Consider the following 25,559-nt stretch of genomic DNA (forward strand, 5'->3'; position numbering starts at 1 on the left):
TTCAAAGCGCGACCACGGCCGCGCCAGCCATGGCGTTCAGCGTGAAACTGCGGGCATAGGCGGCCGGGTCGCTGCCGTCCCAGACCCTGCCATCCATGAACGTGGCGCTGCGCATGGGGGAAACGGGCACGGCAATGCCCAGTGCGTCTGCAGCCTGCCGGTAGAGGTCGGTCTGCTGCACCTGACCGGCAACTTTCTGATAATCGGGATCCTCGCGCAGCAGGCCCCAGCGCCGCAGCTGGGTCATGAACCAGAGACCATCGGAGAGGTAGGGCATGTTCGCCGCGCCCTCGCCGAAAAAGCGCAACGGATGGGTGTCGTCCCAGGTCTGGCCGAGGCCGTCGTGATAACGACCGAGAAAGCGCTCCTCGATGGCGGCCAGTGGCGCGTCGACATAGTCACGTCCGGCGATCAGTTGGGCCGTGCCGCGGCGGTTTTCCTGGCTCTGGTCGATGAAGCGGCTCGCCTCGAGCACCGCCATTACCAGTGCCCGTGCGGTATTGGGGTATTGCTCGACGAACGCCCGCGTGCAGCCGAGCACCTTTTCCGGGTGGTCGGGCCAGATCGACTGGCTGGTCGCCAGGGTAAAGCCGACGCCTTCGGCGATAGCCTGGGCGCCCCAGGGTTCGCCCGCACAAAAACCATCGATACGACCGGCACGCAGGTGCGCCACCATCTGCGACGGCGGAAGCACCAGTGTCCGCACGTCGTTCAGCGGATGGATGCCGTGGGCGGCCAGCCAGTAGTAGAGCCAGAGCGCGTGCGTCCCCGTTGGAAAGGTGTGGGCTAGTGTGAGTCGTGCACCACTATGGCGCACGCTATTGCGCAATGTCTCCGGATCGGTCACGCCCGCAGCCTTGAGGGGGGCGGACAGGCTGATGCTCTGGCCGTTCTGCGCAAGCCCCATGAGCACCGCCATGTCCACCGCCGGGCTGCCGCCGATGCCCAGGTGCATGGCATAGATCAGGCCGTACAGCCCGTGGGCTGCGTCGAGCTCGCCGCCGGTCAGCTTGTCGCGCAGGCCGGACCAGGAATTCTGGCGGTGCAGATTGAGGGTGAGGCCGAATGGCTGTGCGAAGCCCTGGGTCGCGGCGACGATCAGCGACGCGGCATCGGTGAGCGGCAAAAAACCGAGATTGACCGAGCTCTTTTCTGGTGCATCGCTACCGGCGACCCAGGCTAGTGCATCGTGGCGGTGCGGCGCGAAGGGTTCCGTCATGCTGTGGGCCTTTTCGATTACGAAGCACGCGGGGCAGAACGAGTGCCGCACGGCTCTGGAAGGGTCTGTGACAAGCCTGAAGCAAGCGATATGCCAGCCTGAAATTGGTGCACGTTGCTGCACGCTGAAAAAACGGCCAATGGCGGCGCAGCGGATGCCGCGAGCGGCCGATGATCGTGGCTCAGCGTGGATAGAGCGGTGGCAGGGCGCTCTGGTCCTGTTCCACGTCCGGCCTGGCCACCGCCGGCAGTGTCTGGATCGCTTGCCACAAGGCGTCGCCTTGCCAGTGCTGGCCGGCCTCGCTGTACAGCGCACCATTCAGGCCATCCAGGGCATCGGACAGCGGCACGAAGCGGGCGGCCATGTCGGCCAGTGTTTCCGGCTGCTGCCTGGCCCAGGCATCCAGCGCCTGGCGGGTGGCCTGGGAGTCGTTGGCCTGGCAGGCGCGGCGCAGATCGTCGAGCAGGCTGCGCGGGGTAGGCCCGGGCTGCAGGGTGCGCTGTATCGCCGGCTGGCGCCGCGCATGCCACCAGAGCCCGAAGCCGGCCAGGGTACTCAGTGCCAGCAATGCCGTGCTCAGCTGCCACGGCCACAGCAGTACCGGCGGAGCCATCGGCGCGGCTGAAGCCTGCTCGACGGCGGGCGGCAGGAGGTTGGGATTGTCGGCAACCTCGAGGGTGCGCGCAGCCAGCGTGGTGCGCTCGAGCCGATCCTCGACGGTGTTCCACCAGATCACTTCCAGCGGCTCCACCTGCAGCGCTCCACTGCGTGTCGGGATCAGCGCTTCGCGTTGCTCTCGGCTGCCCACCAGGCCGGACGCGTTCACCTCGTCGGCCAGGCTGGGCTGATCGGGGTAGCGCCGCAGATCCGTTCCTTGGGGCATACCGATCGCCGGCAGTTGAGTGCTGGTCAGTCCCTCGGCCTTGAGCAGCAGGCTGCGGGTCAGCGATTCGCCGACTTGCGCCTTCTCCGGCTCCGGACTCCAGGCTTCGATCAGCGTCAGGCTGCGTGCCGGCAGCCAGGGCGCGTCGGCCGGGTAGTCGGCCGGTTTGCTCTTGACCGTCAACGGGATGCTCGGCGAGCGGACCTGAGTAGAACGGCCCGAGCGCGAGCCGAACAGCGAATTGCTATCGCTGGCTACGGTGGTGGCACTGAAGAGCTGGGCCGGAATGGTCAGTTCACCGGATTTCTGCGGAAACAGCGCGTAGCGCACCTCGATGACGCCGTGGCGGATGCCGTTGATGGTCTTTTCGTAGGTGCGCGGCTCACCGAGCCGCTCTACCAATGCATCGGGCATCTGCAATGGCGACAGCGTGCTGTCGTCATACAGCGAGACCGAGTGATAAATGCGCAGGGTGAGGATCACCTGGGCCTGCACGTAGACGCTTTCCTGATCGACACTGGCGTCGATGAAGATCGGAGCCAACTGATCGCTTTCGGTATCTTTCAGCGACTCCTGAACCAGCAGGGTGATCGGCTCGCTGCTCCACTCACCCAACTGCAGTGGCGGAATGATCACGTAGCCGGTTTGCCGCGGACGCAGGGTGATCAACCAGCGAGTGGTCGCCCGCGCTTCGCCGTTGCTGTTGGAAAGCCGGTTGACCTGGCGGGTGTCGAACACTTCGAACAACTGGTCCAGCGGCTGCAGATCGGGCTTGCCGAATGCCGCATCGCCCTGGGTCTCCAGACTCAGCTCGAGGGTTTCGTCGATGCTCAGTTGGGTACGATCGACGCGAGCGAACAGACCCGCGGCGCTGGCCTGAGTGGCCAGCACGGCAAGTAAGAGAAAAGCCATCAGGCGCATCATTGCTTCATTCCTGGCGCTTGCGTTGTTCATAGAGAAATTTGCGTCGCAGCAACTCGCCGGGATCGTCGGGAACCTGCCGTAGCCACTGGTCCATCGCCTGCTGTCGTTCCTGTTCGGGAAGGGCATCATGCTCCGCTTGGGACGAGCTGGCTTCGGTTTCCGCAGCTTCCCGTGCTTCGCTTGCAGCGGGCTGCAAGGCGCCGCCGGACTCGCTGGCCGCATCGCTCTGGGCCGCTTCAGCCGCTGGCGAAGGGGGCGAGCCCGGCTGCTGCGATTGCGCTGGCTGCGGTTCGGGCTCGGCGGTTTGCGCGTCCTGCTGCTCCTGCGCTGGCTCGGGTTGTTTTTCGCGCTGACGCAGCAACGTTTCGATCAGCGTCCGGTTGTGCAGTGCTTGCTGCAGGTCGGGTTGCAGTTCCAGCGCTTGATCGTAGGCTTCGATGGCTGCTTCGAAGGCTTCAGTGCGGGCCAGCGCATTGCCGCGGTTGTAATGGTCGGCGGCAGTTGTGCCCTGGCCGAACAATTCGGCGGCGCCGGTGTAGTCGCCGGCCCGATAGCGGGCCACGGCCTGCCAGCGGCGATCGACAAAGCGCTCGGCGGCCTGTGCCGGCTGTTCCGCTTCGAGCAGGCGCTGACCCTGCTGGTCGCGGCGCAACCACAGGTCCTCGAGCTCGAAGGCGCTGGCCGGTTGCGGCTGCAGCAGTAGCAGTGGCAGGCAGAACAACCAGCCGCGCCGACCGGCGAGAGCGGCTAGCAGGAGCAGTGGCAGCAGTAACCAATACCCCTGGTCCAGCCAGGCCTCGAGGCGGGTGACATCGTCGTCTTGCTGCAGCGAGCCGCTGGCGTCGAGCAGGCCGAGTGTGCTGAGGTCACTGTCGCCGATCCGCGCCTGCTGGTAGCGACCGCCCAGCGAACTGGCGAAACGCTGCAGACCGGCGCTGTCCAGACGCGGAATCAGGATCGCGCCTTGCGCGTCCTTGAGGAAGCTGCCGTTGTCGCCGGCGATTGGCGCACCCTGCTCGGTGCCGACTCCGAGGATCAGCAGGCGGTCGCCCTGGTCGCCCAGCAGCTTGTTGATGGCGCTGCGCTCCTGCTCGTCCAGGCTACTGCCAATCAGCAGGAGACGGCCACGGCCCAGGCCGGCCTGCTCGAGCAGGGCGAGTCCCGTTTCGACGGCCAAGTCGGCGCGCTGGCCCGGCTCCGGCATCAGCGCGGGGTGCAAGGCATCGAGCAGGTTGCGCGTGGTGGCCAGGTCGTCCGATAGCGGGACCAGGGTGTGGGCACTGCCGGCGAAGACCACGACGGCGGTCTGGACGTCCTGGCGACGCTCGAGCAGGTCGAGCAGTTCGCGCTTGGCCTGCTCGAGGCGTGTCGGCGCCGCGTCGCTGGCGAGCATCGACGGTGTCAGTTCCAGCAACACCACCAGTGGATCGCTGCGTTTGCTGCTGGGCTGCTCGTACCGCTGCCAGCTGGGACCGAGCAGCGCGGCTACCGCCAGTAGCCAGGCCAGGCCGAGCGTGATCCAGGGCAGACGACTGTGGCGCAGCCGACCGCGAGTCAGCAGGGCCGCATGAAAGGCTTCTGGCAGCAGGCGTTGCCAGTGCCCGGCCTGCAGCTGTCGATGCCATAGCCGCCAGAGTAGCCAGGCCAGCAGCGGCAGGATGAGCAGCCAGTATGGCCGCAGCAGGTGGGGCAGCAGAGCGCTCATCGACGTGGCTCCCGGCGCCGCGTCAGGCGTTGCAGCTGCGGGTGCCACAGGCTGCTGGCAACAATCAGCAGGCTGATCGACAGCGCCGCGAACAGCGGCCAGACGTAGAGCGGTTCGGCCACGCGCGCCTGGGTCGGCTGTTGGGCAGCGGGCTCGAGGCGATCCAGCGTGTCGCCGATGGCCTTCAGCTCGGCACTCGAGGTCGCGCGGAAATACTGGCCCCCGGTCTGCTCGGCAATGGCGCGCAGGGTGGGCTCGTCCAGATCGAGGCCGGGATTGAAGCCGAAGCGGCTGAGTACGCCGCCTTCCTCCGGCACTGCACCGATGCCGATGGTATGGATTCGCACGTTTTCCTCCGACGCCAGCGTTGCTGCCAGGAGGGGCTCGATCTCGCCGCCGTTATTGGCGCCATCAGTGATCAGCACCAGCACCCGGCTGCTTGCCGGACGTTCTCTCAGACGTTTCACTGCGAGGCCAATGGCGTCGCCGATGGCGGTGTTGCTGCCGGCGATACCGACCCTGGCTTCGTCCAGCCAGACGCGAACGGTGTGGCGGTCGAAGGTCAGCGGGGACTGCAGATAGGCCTTGCTGCCGAACAGGATCAGTCCGACACGGTCACCACGGCGCTGCTCGACGAAATCACCCAGCAACACCTTGACCAGCTCGAGCCGCGTGAGCTCTTCGTCCTGCCATTGCATGTCCGGGTAATCCATCGATCCGGAGACATCGACGGCCAACAGCAGATCACGACCGCTGGTGGGCAGAGGCAGGGGATCACCGAGCCACTGCGGGCGAGCCGCGGCGAACAGCAGCAACAGCCATACGCTCAGGTAGGGCAGTTGCTGGCGCCAGGCAGGCAGGGCGACGCGGGCACGCCGTCCGGCGAGCTGCTGCAGTTCGTCGAGAAAACTGATCTTCAAGGCTGCCTCGCCGTTGTCCGCCGGTGGCAGCAGCGCGCGCAGCAGCCAGGGCAGCGGCGCCAGCAGGAAAATCCACGGCCAGGCCAGCTCAAACATGTTTGCGAATCCAGATGTCGACAGCCTGCTCAAGGCCATCGATGGCCTTGTCATCGAGGCGACATTCGGCGCGATAGGTGCCTTCGACGAGCACCATCCAGCGTGTCAGGCCGGCGGCCGGGCAGCGGTTGTCGAGGAAGGCCAGCCAGGCGCGTCCGCTGAGGGTGTGCGGATGGTCGTCGGGGTAGCGAATGCGGCAGAGCCGCTTGAGCAAGGCATTGAGCTGCTGCAGCCATTGGCTGGCCGGCTGGCCGCCATAGGGCTTGCTCAGGCGTGACAGCTCGATCAGTGCTTCGCGCCGCTGCGGTTCCAGCTCAGGTTCGGGTGAGGTTCGAAGCCTGGGTTTGTGTAACCGATGCCGAGTCCGCCAAAGCGCTGCCAGGCAGAGCATCGACAGCAGGCCAAGCAACCACCAACCAGGCGCCGGAGGCCACCAGGCGATCGGCTCGGGTTGGATCAGCGGCGCCAGTTGATCGAGCGGATTCATAAGCGGATGCTCGGATGCCGGACACTCAGGTGTTCGCGCAGTTGCTCGACCAGATCACGCTGCGTATCGAGCGGCATCAAGGGTACGCGCAGGCGATCGGCCAGTCGTTGCCAGCGTGCGCTGCGGGCTTCGCCGAGTTCACGATAGCGCTGACGCAGGCCGGCATCGTGAGTATCCAGTTCCAGGTGCTTGTCGTGTTCGCTGAAGCGCAGCAGACCGGCGGCCGGCAAGGCGTGATCGAGCGGATCGAACAGCGGCAGGAGCAACAGGTCGACATGCCGAGCAAGCAGGCTGAGCTGCTGTTCGGCGGCGTCGGTCAGGGTCCGTTCGTCGCAGAGAATCACCGACAGGCTGCCGGGCCGCAGCACTTCCCGCACGCGCCGCAGCGCCAGGCTGAAGGCTTCGGGATCGAGCGAGCCGTCTGGCTGCAACTGGCGGTTGGCTCGGGTCACGCGGTCAAGCAGTTGCAGCAGGCTCTGTTTGCTGCGGCGTGGCTTGATCTCCTGCTGCTCGGCACCGAACACCAACCCGCCGACGCGATCGTTGTGGCTCAGCGCCGCCCAGCCGATCAGGCTCGCTGCCTGGGCGGCCAGCACCGACTTGAACGTTCGACCACTGCCGAAGAACAGGCGCGGGCTCTGCTCGACGACGATGTAGATCGGGCGCTCACGTTCCTCGTGAAAGAGTTTGGTGTGCGGCTCCTGGGTGCGCGCAGTGACTCGCCAGTCGATGGTGCGCACGTCGTCGCCCGCCTGGTAGATGCGGACCTGATCGAAGTCCACGCCTCGGCCACGCAGTCTGGAGTGATGCAGGCCGACCAGCGGACTGCGTCGGTTCGGCGTCGAGAACAGCGGGACTTCACGGACCCGATGGCGGATGTCGATGAGCTCGGCCAGGGTCACGCGTATGCCGCCGTCCGGCTGGCTCGGCTGCCCGCTGTCGCAAGCCTGCGGTTGCATCAGGCCACCGCGACCACGTCGAGAATGCGCTGGATCACGCGGTCCTGGTCGATGCCGGCTGCTTCTGCTTCGAAGGACAGAATGATCCGATGGCGCAGTACGTCGAAGAGCATCGCCTGGATATCCTCGGGGCTGACGAAGTCGCGCCCGGCCAGCCAGGCGTGGGCGCGTGCGCAGCGGTCCAGCGCGATGGAGCCGCGAGGACTGGAACCATAGGCGATCCATTCCGCCAGCTCGGTATCGAACTTGCCGGGCGTGCGGGTGGCCATGACCAGCTGCACCAGGTATTCCTCCACCGCATCGGCCATGTACAGGCCGAGAATTTCCTTGCGTGCGGCGAAGATCGCCTGCTGGCTGACCCGGTGCTCAGGCACCGCCTCGCCATTGATCGCTTCGCCACGCGCCTGCTGCAGAATGCGCCGTTCCACCGAGGCGTCGGGAAAGCCGATTTTCACATGCAGCAGGAAGCGATCGAGCTGCGCTTCGGGCAATGGATAGGTGCCTTCCTGTTCGATCGGGTTCTGCGTGGCCATGACCAGAAACAGCGGTGGCAGGTCGTAAGTGCTACGGCCTACGCTGACCTGGCGCTCGGCCATGGCCTCGAGCAGGGCCGACTGCACCTTGGCCGGGGCGCGGTTGATTTCGTCGGCCAGCACCAGATTGTGGAAGATCGGCCCCTGCTGAAAGACGAAGCTGCCGGTTTCCGGTCGGTAGATCTCGGTGCCGGTGATGTCGGCAGGCAACAGGTCGGGGGTGAACTGGATGCGATGGAATTCGGCTTCCAGGCCTTCGGCGAGCTCCTTGATCGCGCGGGTCTTGGCCAGGCCCGGTGCCCCTTCGACGAGCATGTGTCCGTCGGCGAGCAGGGCGACCAGCAGACGCTCGATGAGCCGCTCCTGGCCCAGGATCTGGCTGGAAAGGAACTGTCGCAGCGCAGTAATCGATTCTCGGTGATCCATCGTCGGGCTCTTCTGGCGGATGGGCGGGGCTTTTCACTGCCGCGCGTGCAGACCGCCGACTTTAATGCATTTGCGGCTTCAGCCGCCATGTGCGGCGCTTGTCATGAGCTGTCTGGCAACAGAAATGAGAGCGAGACATAGCCAGCGCTGAAATGACCCGCCATGGGCGATGGCGGGTCATTCACTGGCGTTACTGCCATTGCGCCTGGAGTCGGCGCTGGGCGAGTAGGGCGCTGGCCTGGGTGGTGGGCGCAAGATGCACCGTCTGCCCCGGCAGGCATTGCGCCAACCGAGCCACTGCTTGCGGTGTCAGCGCACCCAGGCGTGGGTAGCCACCGATGGTCTGCCGGTCGTTGAGCAGGATGATCGGCTGGCCATCCGGCGGCACCTGTACGGCGCCCAGAGGAATGCCTTCGGAGATCATCGAGCCACGCTGGCATTGCAGCTGTGGACCATTGAGGCGAATGCCCATACGGTCGGCACGCTGGTCGATCAGCCATTCGCTGTTGAAGACATCGAACAGACTCTGGCCGCGAAAATCGCCAATCTGCGCTCCCAGTACCAGTTGCAGTCGGGGCGCAGACTGGTACTCGGGAATGAACTCAGTAGGCATCTGCCGCGTTGCGCTGGCGCTACCGTTCCAGCCCAGCGAGTCGCTGACAGCGATGGCGCGGCCATCACCCTGCAGGCCGCCAAGACCTTCGCGCAGCATGCTGGCGCAGCTGCCGAGCACCAGCGGCGCCTGGAATCCACCTGGCGCTGCCAGATAGGCGCGGGCGCCCTGGCGCGGCTGGGCGAAACTCAGGCGCTGGCCCTGGCGTACCTCGAAGCTGCGCCAGGGCGCCAGCGGTTGGTCGTCCAGCCGCGCGCCGAGGTTGGCACCGGCCAGCGCCAGGGTGGCGTCGCGGCTGCATTCGAACTCGGCATTGCCCAGGGTGATCTCCACCACAGCGGCAGTCAGCGGGTTGCCCAGCAGCCAGTTGGCCCAGCGATGGGCGATCCAGTCCAGGGCACCGCATTGGGTCACGCCAAGGTGACGCACACCGAAGCGACCACCGTCCTGCAACTGAACGAAGGGACTGCTGCGCAACACACGCAAGCCAGCGTCGATAGCGCTCATTGGTTGGCCTCCAGCGGGCTGTCGTCGCCGCCCAGACGAATGAATTCGGCGCGCTCGATGGGCACGAAACGCACACGATCACCAGGTTGCAGCAGGCTGTAGCCTTCGATGTCGCTGCCGAACAGGCGGCTCGGCGTGCGGCCGATCAGGTTCCAGCCACCGGGCGACACCACCGGGTAGGCGGCCGTCTGCCGTTCGGCGATGCCGACGCTGCCGGCGGCGATGCGCTTGCGCGGCGTGCTCAGGCGCGGCGCGGCGAGGATTTCCTCGACCAGTCCCATGAAGGCGAAGCCGGGCGCGAAACCCAGGGCGAATACCTGATAGGCATGGCCGCTGTGCCGGGCGATCACGTCGGCCTCACTGAGCCCGCTGCGCCGGGCCAGCAGTTGCAGCTCCGGGCCGACGCTGCGGTCGTACCAGGTGGGCAACTGATGTTCGCGGCCGCCTTGCAGATCGGCAGGCTGCAAGCCATCGAGTGCTTCGGCGACCTTCGCTCGCGCCTGCTCGCTGTCGAGCTGGCACAGGTCGTAGTGCAGCAGCAGCGTGGTATAGGAGGGCACCAGGTCGATCAGCGCGCCGCCGAACGCTTCCTGCAGGCGCGTGCGTGCGGCCAGCATCCACGGCATGTTGGCTTCATCGATAAAGTCGAACAGGCGCAGAATCAGGCTGTCGATGCCGGCGACTTCCAGCCGGGCGTTGGGCACCTTCATGCCTGAACCAGGCTGTCGAAGGCCTGGCGGATGCGCCTGACGGCGGCGACCGAACTGGCGTTGTCGCCATGCACGCACAGCGTCTGCGCGCTCAGGTGCAGTGCGCTGCCGTCGCTGGCCTGCAGGGCCTCGCCACGTGCCAGGGTGAGCGCCTGCCTGACGATCACCTCGCTGTCGTGATGCACGGCACCCGGCAGGCTGCGGCTGACCAGAAAGCCGGCGGCGTCGTAGGCGCGGTCGGCGAAAGCCTCGAACCACAGGGTCAGGCCGAATTCGTCGCCCAGCGCCTGGGCGGCACTGTTGTCGCGGGTGCACATCAGCATCAGCGGCAGCTGGCGGTCGTACTTGGCCACGGCGCTCATCACCGCGCGCAGGGTGGCGGGTTTGCGCATCATGTCCTGATACAGCGCGCCGTGCGGTTTGATATAGCTGACGCGCGTGCCCTGGCTGCGGCAGATGCCTTCCAGCGCACCGATCTGGTAGAGCATCAGGTCTTCGACTTCCTGTGGCGTGCAGTCCATCGAACGGCGGCCGAAGCCGACCAGGTCCTGATAGGCGGTGTGCGCGCCGATGCGTACGTCGTGGGCCACGGCCAGGGCCACGGTCTTGCGCATCACGCTGGGATCCGAGGCGTGGAAACCGCAGGCGATGTTGGCGCAGTCGATGTAAGGCATGACCTCGGTGTCCAGGCCCATGGTCCAGGCGCCGAAGCTTTCGCCGATGTCGCAATTCAGAAGCAAGCTGTTCACGTGAGCATCCTAGTCGTGGCTTGTCGGTTCCAGCAGCTCTGAGCTGTTCTGGGAGCTGGCTTCATTTTTCCGACGCCGTCCAAGGGAGTCCAACTAATAAAAACATCCGCCTGAGATAGAAAAAGCTGATGGTACCGGACATCGATTTTTCTGATCTCCAGACGCGGGTTTTTCCCGTTGGACAGTGAGTGTCGCCGGGCTCGACAGTGAATTGGGTGAACGCTCCTTGGCGCCGTTCTGGCGCGCCCCGATGTTCCGTAGTCGGGGTTTTTTCGTTCCTTTCGAGTCGACTCGGCCCCTCGCTACCAGTCAATTGGGATGCCAAGGCAACGACTTGCCCAAGGCTCCGCGCCGGGCGCTGCTGCAGACGGGCGAGTGAGCCGGGTGGGCAGGGTGGGCGTTGTCCTGAGCTTTGACCGGTGATCGGACGCGGATGCTCGCCAGACATGGCATGACCGTGATGCAGGACAGCGAGCCGCAACTGCGGCGTGGCTCGAACGAAGCGGGCCAGCAGCTCACCGAGGAATGGCTGACGCGAGCTGGCGGGGACCACGCGCAGATCATCGAGGCTTATTTCGACGGGCAGCCACGTTAGCCGATACGCAAGTCCGGGTCGAGGACACGCCGAGCTGCTATCACCTCACTCAGGCCAGTCGGAACTGGCTGGCGCTGCGTCCCAGCGCATCGACCTGGGAAGACAGCCCCTCAGTGTGGCCACCCAAGGTATGACGCAGTTCCTTGCTCTGCCCAGTATGAACATTGATGGTTTCCATCTTGCCGGCAATGTCCTCGGTTGTGGTGGAAACCTCCTCAATGGCGACCACCACCTGGTTCATCTCACTGGTGAGCCGCTCCATTGCCGAGGTAATGGAGGAGATGGCGTTGGCCACCTGAGCGGCATGCCGCTCGCTGTCGGCAGCCAAGTCCAGGCCGTTACTCATCAACTGGTGCATGTGGCGGGTCTGTTGCTGGAACTCACCGACGATGGCGCTGATATCGGTAGTGGCCGAGACTGTCTTCTGTGCAAGCGAACGCACCTCATCGGCCACCACCGAGAAGCCACGCCCGGCGTCACCCGCCCGTGCAGCCTCGATTGCCGCGTTGAGGGCGAGCAGGTTGGTCTGATCGGCCAGGCTGTTGATTACATCGACGATGCCGTTGACCCGGGCACTGCTCTGGCTGAGGGTATCGACCTGGCTGTGGGTGTCCTGGATCAGTTGAGCCAAGCGACTCATGCTGTCGACGCTGGCTGCGATCACCTCGCCGCCGTTGCGCGCGGCATCGTAGGCACTGGTCGTGGCGGTTCCGACTTGCGCCGTGCGCTGCGCCATGTCGTTTAGGGTGGTGCTGATCTGGTGCGAGGCCGACGCGGCCTGCTCGGTCTGGATTTCCACCTGGGTACTGTTATCTCCCAACTGGCGCATGGCATCGCCCAGGTGATGGTACAGGCGGCGCAGCTCGCCGTTGGCGCGCACCACTTCGGTAACGATGCCGCCAATGCCCTGGATCATGCGGTTGGCTGCATCGGCCAATTGGTTAAACTCGTCGCGCGGGTTGCTCCCCACAGGCAGCTTGCCGGTGAGATCGCCGGAAGCGACCTGGCTCAGCAACAGGATGGCGTTGCGCAGGCGCGTAACCAGGGTGCGTGAAGCCTGCAGCAAGGTGAAACAGAGTAGGGCGGCGACAGCGAGGAAACTCAGCCCCATGATCCACAGTGCGGAAAGTCGAGCCTGTGCAGCCTCCTGTGTACGGCGCAGCAACAGGCCGCTTTGCAGTGCTTGTGCCTGTTCTTCGATGCGTGCCTGCAGTTGCTCGCCGAGTTGGCGCAGGTGCTGATTGGTCGCGTTGATTCGCTCGATATTGCCATGGATATCAGTGAACGCCTGGGCATAGCCCTGCACGTTTTTGCCAATCGGCGTGTCCTGCCATTCAAGGTCTGCGATCTGTTCCTGCAATTTGCCGATGGCCGTCAGGGCAATCTGGGCGAAAGCCGGATCGAAGGTCGACAGATAGTCACGCTGGCTACTCAGGGCACTGATAATGAAGGGTTTGATCAGGTCGAAGCTGATCGCTTCCAGCGCCTTGCCTTTCTCCTTCAACGTTTTGCGCTGGCCTTCGAAGGGTGTCAGGCCCAGGGTCTGATTTAGGCTCAGCCAGTGGCGCTGTTGGGCCAGTTCTTCCAGCAGCACGGTCTGGATCTGCTGGGCGTGTTGCAAGGTGGCGTCATCTTCCAGCGCTTGAGCTTGCGCCAACAGTTGTCCGATGAGTTCTTGCAGCTCAACGAGACCGCTATTGAAGTCCTCTTGCAAATCGGGGGTGATCCGCTGGCGCAGTGCGTTCTGTTGCCACCAGCGGTTCATCAGCTGGGTACTGGCGCTGGCATAGGCAGCCGCTTGTTCCCTTGCCTGCAATGCACTGCTGACGCTATGACTGGCCCACAACGAGGCGGCTGCCATGAGTATCAGGCTGGTCAGGGTGAGCGCGATAAGGGCTCGGAATTTTTGTTGCCAGGACAATAAAAAGCTCACGGTAACGCCTCGCCATCTTGCTTTCCGAGAAACGCGAGCGGGGCCGCGGGGACCCCGTCATTAGTTGAGTACTTACCAAAGCGCCATGGTGTAGCTGAGAATCAGGCGATTCTCGTCAATATCGTTGCCGAAATTGGAGCGAACGGTAGCGTTACGCCATTTCAGCCCCAGGTTCTTCAGTGGACCGCTCTGCACCACGTAGGCGATATCGGTATTGCGTTCCCATTCCTTGCCTTCGCTGCTGCGGCCGGCGACTTCGACGTTGTCACCGGATATATAGCGGGTCATGAAGGTCAGGCCGGGTATGCCGATGCTGGCGAAGTTGTAGTCGTAGCGCATTTGCCAGGAGCGCTCTTCAATGTTGGCGAAATCATTGATCTGCACAAAGTTGACCAGGAAGGGGTCGCTGCTGGCGATATAGGGAAACGGATCGTCACCGCTCATGCGCTGGTAACCCGCGCCGAGGGCATGACCGCCCAGGCTGTAGGTGAACATGGCGCCGAATGCCTTGTTGTCGAGATCGCGGAAGTTGCCGTCCTCGCGGCTTTGCGAGTAACGCAGGTCGGTCTTGAACGACTGGCCGTCACCTAGAGGCAGTACATGTACCATGGTGCCGTAGTACTGCTGGTAGATGTCCTCGAGGGTGCCGTAGTGCAGGCCTGCGGTAAGTTGCGGGGTAATCTTGTATTCGCCGCCGCCGAACGCGAAGGCGTCACTGCTGCCGCCGATGCGGTTGCCGGTCATCTCGGTGTAATCGGTGGAGCTGTTGGCCTTGATACGGTTGATCTTGCCGCCTTGCAAGGTCAGGTTGTCGATTTCCTGAACGTTGAGTAGTGCACCCTGAAAGGTCTGCAGCAGCAGGCGTGAGTCGTTGGCCGAGACGATCGGGCTGCGAAAGTGCAGGGCGCCGAGTTTCAGCGTGCTGTTGGAAAGCTTCACCTTGCCGGTCAGGCCGAGCTTGGAGTATTCGTCCTGCGAACCGCCAGAGCCATCGGCAGGGAGCAGGCCGCTACCGGCTGTGCCGTCGCCGGAGTCAAGCTTCAGACCGAGCATCGCCAATGCATCGATACCGAAGCCGACGGTGCCCTCGGTGTAGCCCGACTCCATGCGCAGCAGAAAGCCCTGCGCCCATTCCTCGGCCTTGTCACGGGCGCCGCTCTGGCGGAAGTCACGGTTGAAATAGAAGTTGCGCATCTCGACGCTGGCCTTGCTGTCGGCCATGAAGTCGGCATGCGCCAGCGTTGGCAGGCCACTGCCGAGCAGCAGTGCGGACGCCAATGGGTAATGGGGTTTCATGGTTGCGGTGTCTCCTGTTGGGGGCGCGCAGCGGCGAGAGCGGCTGCTTGGCAGAGCGCGTTTTGAATGATGTTGTTGTGGTCTGCGCAGAGCGCGACGCCATTCTTCAAAGCGTTGTTCGCCTGCGTCCAACGAGAAAAAACAGGGGCCCGGCGATAGGAAAAATCATCCGCCGCGCGAAAAACCTCTGGCATGCAACCTGCTACGCCTGAAGCTGCGTGGGTGCTGGTGATCAGGCCCTGATGAGCACATTGCGAAGAGGCATCGCGGCATGAATCTGAGATTTCTCGAAACCTTCGTTTGGGTGGCGCGGCTCAAGAGCTTCCGCCTGACAGCCGAGAAGCTGTTCAGCACCCAGGCATCCATTTCCAGCCGTATCGCTGCGCTCGAAGATGAACTTGGCACCCGTCTTTTTCTACGTGACTCCAAGGGCGTATCGCTGACTCCGGAAGGACAGAAGGTGCTCGAATATGCTGAACGCATGATCGACACCATGCAGGCCTTGAAACAGTCGATCAGCGATACCGGAAACATTCAGGGGTGTATCCGCGTCGGGGCGATGGATACCGTCATTCACACCTGGTTGAGTCCGTTCGTAACACTGGTGATGGAACGCTACCCCGCGGTGGAGATCGAGCTGACTGCCGACACGGCACGCAACCTCAACGAGCAGTTGCTCAAGGGTTATCTGGATATCGTTTTCCAGACCGACATGGTTAATGGCGACAGTGTGCGCAATCTGGAGCTGGCCGCATTCCCGGTTCGCTGGATCGTGCCAACCGGTTCGCTGTACCACCGTCGCTACGCCTCGATGGAGGAATTGGCACGCGAGCGCATCATTACCTTCTCGAAGAACTCACGGCCGCATCAGGACATTCTCAATCTGCTGCATGCGGGCAGCGTCAGCGCGCCTCGCATCAACTGCGTCAATTCGATCGCCGCGATGACCCGTCTGATCCGTGACGGTTTCGGTATCGGTGCGCTGCCGCCAGCCTTGGTGCATGACGAACTCAAGCAAGGGTTGCTGAGCATTCTCGATGAGGTTCCCGAGCCGCCGTCTCTGCCAGTGGTTGCCACCTGGCGCACGGGTGTGGGCCTGGAACTCACTGAGGACATCATCGCTCTGGCCTGCGAGGCACTGGATGCCTATGCCGAAGAAATGGGCGAAGCCTGCATGGCGCGAGTCGCGCCAGTGCCCGAGCAGCAGAGCGCCTGATCACCTTCAATCAATAGCCAGCGGGCCCGGAAACGGCTGCTCGCTGCTGGTGCATTGGCTAGGGAAATGCCCCTTTTCATCCCATAACGATTTCCGATCATGCGCCTCCGGTTTTTCTAGTTGGACAGGGTCGGGCGATGCGCTGAGACTCGAAATCGTCTTCCAACGCGCTTCGCTGCGCACAAAAACAATGAACAGGAGAGCACCATGAAAAGCATCGCATCGCGTTTCGCCTTTACCGCTTTGGCTTGCGCAGTGAGCTTCGGTACACAGGCTGCCGAACGCTGGAACATGAGTACCGAGAACCCCGATGGCAATTTCATCACCACCGTGGCCAAGGAATTCGCACAGGACGTCGAGAAGGCCAGCAGCGGCGAGTTGCAGATTCGTGTGCATGCCAACTCTGTGCTGTTCAAGCGTCCGGAGGTCAAGCGCGCTGTACAGACCGGCCAGATACAGGTGGGTGACGTGCTGATGTCGGTGCTTGGCAACGAAGATCCAATCTTTGAAGTCGACAGCGTGCCGTTCCTGGTACGCAACTACGAGCAGGCTCAGGCATTGTGGGAAGCGAGCCGACCGGCCGTGGAAGAGCGCCTGGCCAAGCAGGGCATCAAGCTGCTGTACGCCATGCCCTGGTCCCCGCAAAGCATCTTTACCAAGACGCCGGTAGCGAGCATGGATGACTTCAAGGGCATGAAATTCCGCGCCTACAACCCAGCGACTTCGCGCATGACCGAGCTGATGGGCGCAGTGCCGACCGTGATTCAGACCGGCGAGATCCCGCAGGCCTTCAGCACCGGCATGATCAACGGAATGCTCACCTCGCCGACCACCGGTGTGGATTCCCAAGCCTGGGATTTTTCCTCCTACTACTATGACGTCAAGGCATTCATTCCGAAGAACTTCGTCATCGTCAACGCCCGTGCCTTCGCCCGCCTGCCGGAAGCTACCCAGACGGCCGTGCTGGATGCTGCCAAGCGTGCCGAGGAGCGTGGCTGGGCGATTGCCCAGGAGAAGACCGGCGAGCTGGTCAAGACCTTGGCCGACAACGGCATGCAGGTATCCGGGCAGGCCCCATCGGCGGTGGAGAGCGGCTTCGAGCAGATCGGTAAGACCATGACCGAAGAGTGGCTCAAGCGCGCCGGTGCAGATGGCAAGGCGATTCTCGATAGCTACCAGCGTTGACTCTGCTGCCCGCCGCCATGGTTGCGGCGGGCTTTTCTTGTGCCTTGCCCAGGGAGCCCGTTGTTCATGACCCCACTGCACAAGCTCTATACCCTGTCCGGATGGTTGTCCGGCGTGTTTCTTGTCCTGATCTGCCTGCTGGTCGTGGCGCAGATCGTGGCCCGCCAATTGGGCACCATGGTGCCCGCCGCCGATGAGTTCGCCGCCTACGCGATGGCGGCGTCGGGTTTTCTCGCCTTGCCCTATGCGCTGCAGCGTGGTGCCCATATCCGCGTGGAGCTGTTGCTGCGCCTGCTACCCGCTGGCGGGCACCGTGTGGTTGATGTCCTGACCACGCTGGTTGGTCTGTGTATCGCCACTTACTTGGCCTGGTACTGCGCGTTGTTCGTTATGGAGTCCTACGAGTTCAAGGAAGTGTCGTCCGGCCTGTTGCCTATTCCCATGTGGCTGCCGCAGTTGCCGATGCTGCTCGGCACGCTGATTCTGGTAGTGGCAATGGTCGAGCGCCTGGTGCTGATCTGCCAGGGCAAGCGTTTCGAAGCCGCCGAAGCCGGTACGGCGATGAGCGAGTGAGCCCGCAGGCTTGACCTTAATTGCGGCGATCGCCGCACTGCATTCGTGAGTGAACCGTGGACTACACAATTATTACAATCACCTTGCTGCTGGCACTGTTCGTGCTGCTTGGCAGCGGCGTCTGGGTTGCCCTGTCGTTGCTCGGCGTCGGCATCATCGGCATGGAGCTGTTCGGCGGGGCGCCGGCCGGTTCGATCCTCGCCTCCACCAGTTGGGCTTCCAGTGCCAGCTGGACGTTGACGGCGCTGCCGCTGTTCATCTGGATGGGCGAGATTCTCTATCGCACACGGCTTTCCGAAGACATGTTCAACGGTTTGGCGCCCTGGATGCGTGGCCTTCCGGGGCGACTGCTGCATGTCAACGTGTTCGGCTGCGGCATGTTCGCTGCGGTCAGTGGGTCTTCCGCTGCCACAGCTGCCACCATTGGTCGCATCTCCCTGCCCGAGCTGAAGTCGCGCGGTTACCCGGAGTCCATCGCCATGGGCTCGCTGGCCGGTGCCGGCACGCTCGGCCTGCTGATTCCACCGTCGATCATGATGATCGTCTACGGTGTGGCGGCCCAGGTGTCGATCTCGCGCCTGTTCATCGCCGGCATCCTGCCAGGCCTCTTGCTGCTGGCAATCTTCAGCGGCTACCTGATGCTCTGGTCTGCCTGCAATCGCAGCAAGCTGCCGGAAGAGGGCGAGCGCCTGCCGTTCATGGAGAAGCTGCGTCGCGCCAAGCTGCTGATCCCGGTGCTGGGCCTGATCATCGCGGTGATCGGTTCGATTTATGGCGGCATCGCGACGGCCACCGAGGCTGCTGCAGTCGGTGTGGTCGGTGCGCTGCTGATCGCGCTGTGTTCCGGAGCGCTGACCCGGGACACTTTCATGGCCAGCCTGATGGGCGCGGTGTCCACCTCGTGCATGATCTTCTTCATCCTGCTCGGTGCGGCGTACCTGACCTCGGCCATGAGCTTCACCGGACTACCGGCGGCGCTGGCAGACTGGATCATCGCCAAGCAGCTGTCGCCTTATCTGTTGCTGCTGGCGCTAACGTTGTTCTTTATCGCCCTAGGCTGCTTCCTAGATGGCATCTCGATCATCCTGCTCACCACCGCGGTGATCCTGCCGGCGGTGCAGGCTGCCGGAATCGATCTGCTGTGGTTCGGTATCTTCGTCATTCTGGTGGTGGAAATGGCGCAGATCACCCCACCGGTGGGCTTCAACCTGTTCGTCATCCAGAACCTTACCGGGCGCAACCTGGGAGCGGTGGCACGGGCCAGCTTCCCGTTCTTCCTCCTGCTGGTGCTGGCAGCGATCCTGATCACGCTGTTCCCGCAGATCGTACTGGGCCTGCCCGAAGCCATGCGCGGCACATGAGCTCACAGCATGGCCCGTTCACTCTCCTGTGGCGCGGGCCATGGCTTTTTCCTTCTTTGCACCGGGTCGGTACAGCCCTGAAAGGATGTGTCGTGCCGCCGCAAGCGGCTGTGGGGCGTCCCTGGTTAAGCTCGTCGGCTTATAGATGACCAATCGGTCGCTCTCTTCACGCCGGTCCGCATGCGACTCGCAAGTGTCATTGTCGTTTCATGGACTAACGTTGAACTAACACCTGCGGCAGCGAAACAGATTACTGTCGAACCATCAGCCAATCGGAGCCATACATGGCGTTCTTTTCAGCGGCCAGCAAGGCCGACTTCCAGCAGCAACTGCAGACCGCACTGGCACAGCACGTAGATCCGCAAATCCTGCCGCAACTGAGCGTCTTCGCCGAGCAGTTCTTCGGCATCGTCGCGTTGTCCGAACTGACTGAGCGCCGGATGGGCGATCTGGTCGGCTCTACGCTCGCCAGCTGGCGCCTGCTGGAGCGCTTCGACCCGGCCATGCCGGAGGTGCAGGTGTTCAACCCTGACTACGAGAAGCATGGCTGGCAGTCGACGCACAGCGTGGTCGAGGTGCTGCATCCGGACATGCCGTTCCTGGTCGATTCGGTGCGCATGGAGCTGACTCGTCGTGGCTACAGCATCCATACGTTGCAGACCAGTGTGCTGCAGGTGCGCCGCGCTGCCGATGGCAGTTTGCTGGAACTGTTGCCCAAGGACGAGCGGGCGTCCGATAGCCATGCCGAATCGCTGATCTTCGTCGAGATCGATCGCTGTGCGAGCCCGGCTGCGCTGCGCGAGCTCGAGCAGTCCTTGTTGGGCGTACTGGCTGATGTGCGACAGGTCGTCGGCGATTTCGCGGCCATGAAGGGCATGGCCGAGGGCCTGCAGGCGCGGCTGGAGCGGGTCAGCCTGCACATCGAAGCCGACGAGCTGGAGGAGATTCGCGACTTCATGCGCTGGCTGGCGGACGATCACTTCACCTTCCTCGGCTACGAGGAGTTTTCCGTCGTGGAGCAAGCCGACGGAGGACGAATCGCTTATGACGAAAGCTCGCTGTTGGGCCTTTCGCGCAGCATGCGGACCGGGCTGTCCGCTGAGGAACAGGCGCTGACCGGTCAGGCCGTCAGCTACCTGCGCGAACCCCTGCTGCTGTCCTTCGCCAAGGCGGCGATGCCCAGCCGCGTACATCGGCCGGCCTATCCGGACTTCGTGTCGATACGCGAGTTCGACGAGCAGGGGCGGGTGATTCGCGAATGCCGTTTCCTCGGGCTGTTCACATCTTCGGTCTATACGCAGAGCGTCCGGCGCATACCGTTCATACGCCGCAAGGTCGAAACCGTGGTGCAGCGTGCCAATTTCGGCAGCTCGGCCCACCTGGCCAAGGAGCTGGTCCAGGTCCTTGAGGTCTTGCCGCGCGATGAGCTGTTCCAGGCGCCGATCGATGAGCTGTTCGAAAACGCCATCGCCATCGTGCAGATTCAGGAGCGCAACCGGTTGCGCTTGTTCCTGCGCTTCGACCCGTACCGGCGCTTCTGCTACTGCCTGGTGTACGTGCCACGCGACAGCTACTCGACCGAGACGCGGCTGAAGATCCAGCAGGTCCTGCAGGAACGGCTCGAAGCCAGTGATTGCGAATTTTCCACGTACTTCTCCGAGTCGGTGCTGACGCGGGTGCAATTCATCCTGCGCCTGGATCCGAACAAGCCGATGCAGGTCGACCCGGCGCACCTCGAGCAGGAAGTCCTGCAGGCCTGCCGCACCTGGCAGGACGATTACCAGAGCCTGGTGGTCGAGCGTTTCGGCGAAGCGAGGGGCACTCATTTGCTCAGCGAGTTTCCCAAGGGCTTTCCAGCCGGCTACCGCGAGCGCTTTTCGCCGCAGTCGGCTACGGTCGACATGCAGCACGTGCTCGACCTGAGCGCTGAGCGTCCGCTGGTGATGAGCTTCTACCAGCCGATCACGGCGGGGGAGAATCGCCTGCATTGCAAGCTTTACCACATGGACACGCCGCTGCCGCTGTCGGACATCCTGCCGATCATGGAGAACCTCGGGCTGCGCGTGCTGGGCGAGTTCCCGTTCCGCCTGCGCGACAGGAACGGCCGCGAGTACTGGATACACGATTTCGCCTTCACCTACGCCGAAGGGTTGGAAATCGACCTACTGGAAATCAACGAAGCACTGCAGGACGCCTTCATTCATATTTATGGCGGGCTCGCCGAGAACGACGCCTTCAACCGGCTGGTGCTGACCGCCGCGCTGACCTGGCGGGAGGTCGCCTTGCTGCGCGCCTATGCGCGCTACCTCAAGCAGATCCGCATGGGCTTCGACCTGGGCTACATCGCCAGCGCGCTGCTCAATCACACCGATATCGCCCGGGAACTGGTACGCCTGTTCAAGATGCGCTTCTACCTGGCGCGCAAGCTCGGCGAAGATGACCTGGCCGACAAGCAACAGCGCCTGGAGCAGGCAATTCTCAGCGCGCTGGATGAGGTGGCGGTGCTGAATGAAGACCGTATCCTGCGGCGTTATCTGGCGCTGATCCAGGCCACCCTGCGCACCAATTTCTATCAGCCGGATGCCAACGGCAAACCCAAGCAGTATTTCAGCTTCAAGCTCGATCCGCGCTCGATCCCGGAGATGCCGCGGCCGGCGCCGATGTACGAGATCTTCGTCTATTCGCCGCGGGTCGAGGGCGTCCATCTGCGTGGCGGCAAGGTGGCGCGCGGCGGGTTGCGCTGGTCGGACCGCGAGGAAGATTACCGCACCGAAGTGCTTGGCCTGGTGAAGGCCCAGCAGGTGAAGAATGCGGTCATCGTACCCGGTGGCGCCAAGGGCGGCTTCGTTCCGCGCCGGCTGCCCGGCAGCGGGTCGCGCGATGACATCCAGGCCGAAGCCATCGCCTGTTACCGGATCTTCATCAGTGGCCTGCTGGATATCACCGACAACCTTCGCGAAGGGCAGGTGGTGCCGCCGGCCAACGTGCTGCGCTACGACGGGGACGATCCTTATCTGGTCGTCGCTGCCGACAAGGGTACGGCCAGCTTCTCGGACATTGCCAACGGCATCGCCGCCGAATACGACTTCTGGCTTGGCGATGCGTTCGCGTCCGGTGGCTCGGCCGGTTACGACCACAAGAAGATGGGCATCACCGCGCGTGGCGCCTGGGTCTCGGTGCAACGGCACTTCCGTGAACGCGGTATCAACGTGCAGACCGATGTCATCAGCGTGATCGGCATCGGCGATATGGCTGGCGACGTGTTCGGCAATGGCCTGCTGATGTCCGAAACCTTGCAACTGGTGGCCGCGTTCAACCACCTGCATATTTTCATCGATCCCAACCCCGACCCCGCACGCAGTTTCGTCGAGCGCAAGCGCCTGTTCGAATTGCCGCGTTCGTCCTGGACCGATTACGACGCCTCACTGATATCGGAGGGGGGCGGTATCTTTCCGCGCTCGGCCAAGCGGATCGTGATCACGGCGCAAATGAAGCAGCGTTTCGCCATCGAGGCGGATCAGTTGACCCCCGCCGAGCTGATCAACGCGCTGCTCAAGGCGCCTGTCGATCTGCTGTGGAATGGCGGCATCGGCACCTATGTCAAGAGCAGTAGCGAGAGTCATGCCGAGGTCGGTGACAAGGCCAACGACGCGGTACGGGTCAACGGCAACGAACTGCGAGCCCAGGTCGTGGGCGAGGGTGGCAACCTCGGCATGACCCAGCTGGGGCGGGTCGAATATGCGTTGCATGGTGGCTCGAGCAATACCGACTTCATCGACAACGCAGGCGGGGTCGACTGTTCCGATCACGAAGTGAACATCAAGATCCTGCTCAACGAAGTGGTCAGTGCCGGCGACATGACGGCCAAGCAACGCAATCAGCTGCTGTTCGATATGACCGATGCAGTCGCCGAGCTGGTGCTGCAGAACAACTACAAGCAGACCCAGGCGCTGTCCCAGGCTCAGCATCGCTCGCGGGAGCGGGCCGGTGAGTACGTCAGGCTGATCAATGCGTTGGAAGCCGCAGGGCAGCTCGATCGGGCGCTGGAGTTCCTGCCATCCGACGAGGCGCTGGCCGAGCGAGCCAATGTCGGCAAGGGACTTACCCGGCCTGAGCTGTCGGTGCTGATTTCCTATAGCAAGATCGAGCTCAAGAGGGCACTGCTGGATTCACGTGTGCCGGACGACGCCTACCTTGCGCGGGAGATGGAAAGTGCCTTCCCGCAGCTGCTGGCCGAGCGCTTTCACGATGCCATGCTGCAGCACCGCCTCAGGCGCGAAATCGTCAGCACGCAGATCGCCAACGACCTGGTCAATAACATGGGCATCACCTTCGTTCAGCGCCTGAACGAAGCGACCGGCATGAGTGCGGCGAATGTTGCCGGAGCCTACGTCATCGTGCGTGACATTTTCCATCTGCCGCACTGGTTCCGCCAGATCGAGGCGCTGGATTACAAGGTTCCGGCAGACCTTCAGCTGGGCCTGATGGATGAACTGATGCGCCTTGGCCGGCGTGCCACGCGCTGGTTCCTGCGCAATCGCCGCAGCGAACTGGATGCCGCGCGTGACGTTGCGCATTTCGGGCCGCGTGTCGCAGCACTGGGACTCAAGCTGGACGAGCTGTTGCAGGGAGCGACGCGTGATCGTTGGCAGGAACGCTACAAGCGTTACACCGAAGCGGGCGTGCCGGAGTTGCTGGCCCGTATGGTGGCTGGCACCAGCCATTTGTACACGCTGTTACCGATTCTCGAGGCGGCGGACGAGACCGGTCAGGTTCCGGCCCAGGTTGCGGCGGCCTACTTCGCGGTGGGTGGCGCATTGGAGTTGCCCTGGTATCTGCATCAGCTCACCACGCTGCCCGTGGCCAACAACTGGCAGGCGCTTGCGCGCGAAGGCTTCCGCGACGATCTGGACCTGCAACAGCGCAGCATCACGGTGTCGGTGCTGCAGATGGAAAACGGGCCCGAGCCGATCAGCGAGCGAGTCGACGCCTGGCTGGCCCAGCATCCGGTGCCGCTGGAGCGGTGGCGGTCGATGTTGGCGGAGCTGCGCGCAGCCAGCGGCAATGACTACGCGATATACGCCGTTGCCAGCCGGGAGTTGCAGGGACTGGCGCAATCGGTAGGGCATGGTTGAAGGAACACTGGCCCAGAGGCGCCCTGCGGACGGCCTGTTCGCAGGGCTTTGGCCTGGGGGTGACGGATCGTCCAGCGCCGCTGTGCGCTACAGGCCGATGCGCATCAATCAGCGTGACGAGGGGTATGACGGAAATATCAGCCTTGCGCGGGCATGCCAATCTTGAAACGCGTGATCCGTGGCAGCTCACGCAGGTAGCGAACCAGGTCCGGCGCGCCTGCCAACTTCAGGCCCTCGCCAATGGCATTGGCAGTGGGATTGCGCTTCTCCAGCAACAGCAGCTCCGCATTGTTGCTGTCGCGCAGCAACGTCAAGCGCGCATAGGGCACTTGGCTGTCGAGAAGCAGTGCCATGAATCCACGGTCGCTCCACGCTTGCGCCGGCAGGGTCAGCGCATGATATTCCGCGTCCAGCGCCTGAACGCCGGAGCGGTCCAGGCGATAGTCGGTCAGGTTGGCGGAAAGCATCACTTCCAGGCCCCGCAGGCGAGCATAGGCGACGGCGCAGGCGAAGGCTTCGGTATGGTGGTCGCCCGCCCAATAGAACCGTTCGCCTAGCCAACTGGCCTGGCGGACCTCAATCGGCATGCCCTTGTCAAAGCCCGGCAAGGCGGTGCCGAGGGCGCGGGCGAAGTCCTTGTAGCTGATGATCCGAATTTGCCGGCAGGCTGGCGTCGCAGCGAAGGCTTCGAAGGTCGAGTAGCTGACGCTGCCGTTGTGCTGGCCACCAAGGCCGCCAATCTGGCGCAGGTCAAGCTGCAACTGCAGGCGATCCTTGCTGAACAGGCGGGTCAGCGCCGCATGTGCGCGGGCCTTGTCTTCCTGCAGCGGGCCGGAGAGTGCGCTGCGTGGAAGCTCCAGCAGGCGCTGCAGGCAGGGACCATCATTCCAGAAGATGCTTGGTTCGGGCTCTGCCAGGCGGGTGAACGGCAGTTGCAGACTGCTGGCGCGCTCCTGCACCGAAGACAAGGCTTTGGAACGCATGCCGAGGCGTTGCGCAAGTCTTGCAATGTGAGATGTCAGTGAAGGCATGGGCTCGGGCCGGCTCATCATGATGCTTGAGCTCTCGGGGCAGGGGCCGAAGTGTGGCAGACCAGCGCCTTTTGCGCACGGGCTTTGCGCTGTCCTTGCGGCCACGCCGCGTAGCAGGCCGGGCCGATCATTGCGAATCGATGTGGCAATATCGCCGTATAGATCACTGAGGAGCCTCCATGCCGAACCTGGTGCTGGATATCGCGTTGTCCGCCGAGCGGATGAAGGCCGTTTATCAGGGCCATGCGAATCGAATTCTGGTTCGCAGCCGCGACGGCACGCGAGTCAGCTTGCCTGCGCATCACCTGCGTCCGTTTCTGACCCATGAAGGCATATATGGTTCCTTCGAGCTGGAATTTGCCGAGCACGGTCAATTGCTGCGCCTGCGACGTCTTGGTTAGACAGGTTTACGCTTGCGGCAATGTGGTTTTCATGGCATCCGCCGGCCGCTTAAGCCACCTTGGGCTGCTATACTTCGCGTCCACATTTACCGAGACTTAGGC

Annotated in this window: 20 protein-coding genes; 7 read left to right on the forward strand and 13 right to left on the reverse strand. The window is 63.4% G+C overall.

The window, feature by feature from the left end:
- Position 1: 1 nt before the first annotated feature.
- The 10 genes from B597_RS45585 to B597_RS45625 all read right to left on the reverse strand — a co-directional run bounded on the left by B597_RS45585 (position 2) and on the right by B597_RS45625 (position 10,731).
- Positions 2-1,219 (reverse strand): CmpA/NrtA family ABC transporter substrate-binding protein, encoded by a 1,218-nt coding sequence (locus tag B597_RS45585; RefSeq protein WP_003295238.1) that lies wholly within the window; start codon positions 1,217-1,219, stop codon positions 2-4.
- Between the two features lie 181 nt (positions 1,220-1,400).
- On the reverse strand, positions 1,401-3,026 hold the full coding sequence (locus B597_RS45590; RefSeq protein ID WP_024162572.1) for a BatD family protein: 1,626 nt from the start codon (positions 3,024-3,026) through the stop codon (positions 1,401-1,403).
- 4 nt (positions 3,027-3,030) lie between these two features.
- Entirely contained in the window at positions 3,031-4,731 is a 1,701-nt protein-coding gene (locus B597_RS0223925; RefSeq protein WP_003295237.1) for a VWA domain-containing protein, read from the reverse strand.
- Entirely contained in the window at positions 4,728-5,747 is a 1,020-nt protein-coding gene (locus tag B597_RS45595) for a vWA domain-containing protein (protein WP_024162573.1), read from the reverse strand. The genes B597_RS0223925 and B597_RS45595 overlap by 4 nt, the downstream gene beginning before the upstream one ends.
- The gene (locus B597_RS45600; RefSeq protein ID WP_003295235.1) at positions 5,740-6,234 is read right to left on the reverse strand and encodes a DUF4381 domain-containing protein; all 495 of its coding nucleotides are present in this window, start codon (positions 6,232-6,234) and stop codon (positions 5,740-5,742) included. The genes B597_RS45595 and B597_RS45600 overlap by 8 nt, the downstream gene beginning before the upstream one ends.
- Positions 6,231-7,193: a DUF58 domain-containing protein gene (locus B597_RS45605; RefSeq protein ID WP_003295234.1), complete on the reverse strand. Its 963-nt coding sequence runs from the start codon at positions 7,191-7,193 to the stop codon at positions 6,231-6,233. Before B597_RS45605 ends, B597_RS45600 begins: the two co-directional genes overlap by 4 nt.
- Positions 7,193-8,152 (reverse strand): AAA family ATPase, encoded by a 960-nt coding sequence (locus B597_RS45610; protein ID WP_003295233.1) that lies wholly within the window; start codon positions 8,150-8,152, stop codon positions 7,193-7,195. The genes B597_RS45605 and B597_RS45610 overlap by 1 nt, the downstream gene beginning before the upstream one ends.
- A gap of 190 nt (positions 8,153-8,342) precedes the next feature.
- The gene (locus B597_RS45615) at positions 8,343-9,272 is read right to left on the reverse strand and encodes a 5-oxoprolinase subunit C family protein (protein ID WP_031323854.1); all 930 of its coding nucleotides are present in this window, start codon (positions 9,270-9,272) and stop codon (positions 8,343-8,345) included.
- Positions 9,269-9,982, reverse strand: coding sequence for a 5-oxoprolinase subunit B family protein (locus B597_RS45620; RefSeq protein WP_003295230.1), 714 nt, complete (start codon positions 9,980-9,982; stop codon positions 9,269-9,271). The genes B597_RS45615 and B597_RS45620 overlap by 4 nt, the downstream gene beginning before the upstream one ends.
- Positions 9,979-10,731, reverse strand: coding sequence for a 5-oxoprolinase subunit PxpA (locus B597_RS45625; RefSeq protein ID WP_024162575.1), 753 nt, complete (start codon positions 10,729-10,731; stop codon positions 9,979-9,981). The genes B597_RS45620 and B597_RS45625 overlap by 4 nt, the downstream gene beginning before the upstream one ends.
- 433 nt (positions 10,732-11,164) lie before the next feature.
- Here B597_RS45625 and B597_RS47470 point away from each other — a divergent pair, with 433 nt between their 5' ends.
- Positions 11,165-11,326, forward strand: a complete 162-nt coding sequence (locus tag B597_RS47470) for a hypothetical protein (RefSeq protein WP_024162576.1) — start codon at positions 11,165-11,167, stop codon at positions 11,324-11,326.
- A gap of 49 nt (positions 11,327-11,375) precedes the next feature.
- Here B597_RS47470 and B597_RS45630 read toward each other — a convergent pair whose 3' ends face one another.
- Together B597_RS45630 and B597_RS45635 are read right to left on the reverse strand one after the other, a co-directional pair.
- Positions 11,376-13,247 carry a methyl-accepting chemotaxis protein gene (locus B597_RS45630; protein ID WP_226925020.1) on the reverse strand — a complete coding sequence of 624 codons (1,872 nt, stop codon included), beginning with the start codon at positions 13,245-13,247 and terminating at the stop codon, positions 11,376-11,378.
- An 84-nt stretch (positions 13,248-13,331) separates the two neighbouring features.
- Entirely contained in the window at positions 13,332-14,555 is a 1,224-nt protein-coding gene (locus B597_RS45635) for an OprD family porin (protein ID WP_003295226.1), read from the reverse strand.
- Between the two features lie 271 nt (positions 14,556-14,826).
- On the opposite strand from B597_RS45635, the gene B597_RS45640 reads away from it, so the two are divergent.
- The 5 genes from B597_RS45640 (at position 14,827) to B597_RS45660 (ending at position 24,025) form a co-directional block, all read left to right on the forward strand.
- Positions 14,827-15,771: a LysR family transcriptional regulator gene (locus B597_RS45640; protein ID WP_003295224.1), complete on the forward strand. Its 945-nt coding sequence runs from the start codon at positions 14,827-14,829 to the stop codon at positions 15,769-15,771.
- A 207-nt stretch (positions 15,772-15,978) separates the two neighbouring features.
- Positions 15,979-16,956: a TRAP transporter substrate-binding protein gene (locus tag B597_RS45645; protein WP_003295223.1), complete on the forward strand. Its 978-nt coding sequence runs from the start codon at positions 15,979-15,981 to the stop codon at positions 16,954-16,956.
- A 66-nt stretch (positions 16,957-17,022) separates the two neighbouring features.
- Positions 17,023-17,529, forward strand: a complete 507-nt coding sequence (locus tag B597_RS45650) for a TRAP transporter small permease (RefSeq protein WP_003295221.1) — start codon at positions 17,023-17,025, stop codon at positions 17,527-17,529.
- 56 nt (positions 17,530-17,585) lie between these two features.
- The gene (locus B597_RS45655; protein WP_024162578.1) at positions 17,586-18,890 is read left to right on the forward strand and encodes a TRAP transporter large permease; all 1,305 of its coding nucleotides are present in this window, start codon (positions 17,586-17,588) and stop codon (positions 18,888-18,890) included.
- A 284-nt stretch (positions 18,891-19,174) separates the two neighbouring features.
- The gene (locus B597_RS45660; RefSeq protein ID WP_003295219.1) at positions 19,175-24,025 is read left to right on the forward strand and encodes an NAD-glutamate dehydrogenase; all 4,851 of its coding nucleotides are present in this window, start codon (positions 19,175-19,177) and stop codon (positions 24,023-24,025) included.
- Positions 24,026-24,162: 137 nt separating this feature from the next.
- Here B597_RS45660 and B597_RS45665 read toward each other — a convergent pair whose 3' ends face one another.
- Positions 24,163-25,077 (reverse strand): DUF6685 family protein, encoded by a 915-nt coding sequence (locus B597_RS45665; RefSeq protein WP_031323857.1) that lies wholly within the window; start codon positions 25,075-25,077, stop codon positions 24,163-24,165.
- 158 nt (positions 25,078-25,235) lie between these two features.
- On the opposite strand from B597_RS45665, the gene B597_RS45670 reads away from it, so the two are divergent.
- Entirely contained in the window at positions 25,236-25,457 is a 222-nt protein-coding gene (locus tag B597_RS45670; RefSeq protein WP_024162580.1) for a DUF2835 domain-containing protein, read from the forward strand.
- Positions 25,458-25,559: the final 102 nt, after the last annotated feature.

The sequence above is a fragment of the Stutzerimonas stutzeri KOS6 genome, from assembly GCF_000307775.2.
Lineage (GTDB): Bacteria > Pseudomonadota > Gammaproteobacteria > Pseudomonadales > Pseudomonadaceae > Stutzerimonas > Stutzerimonas stutzeri_B.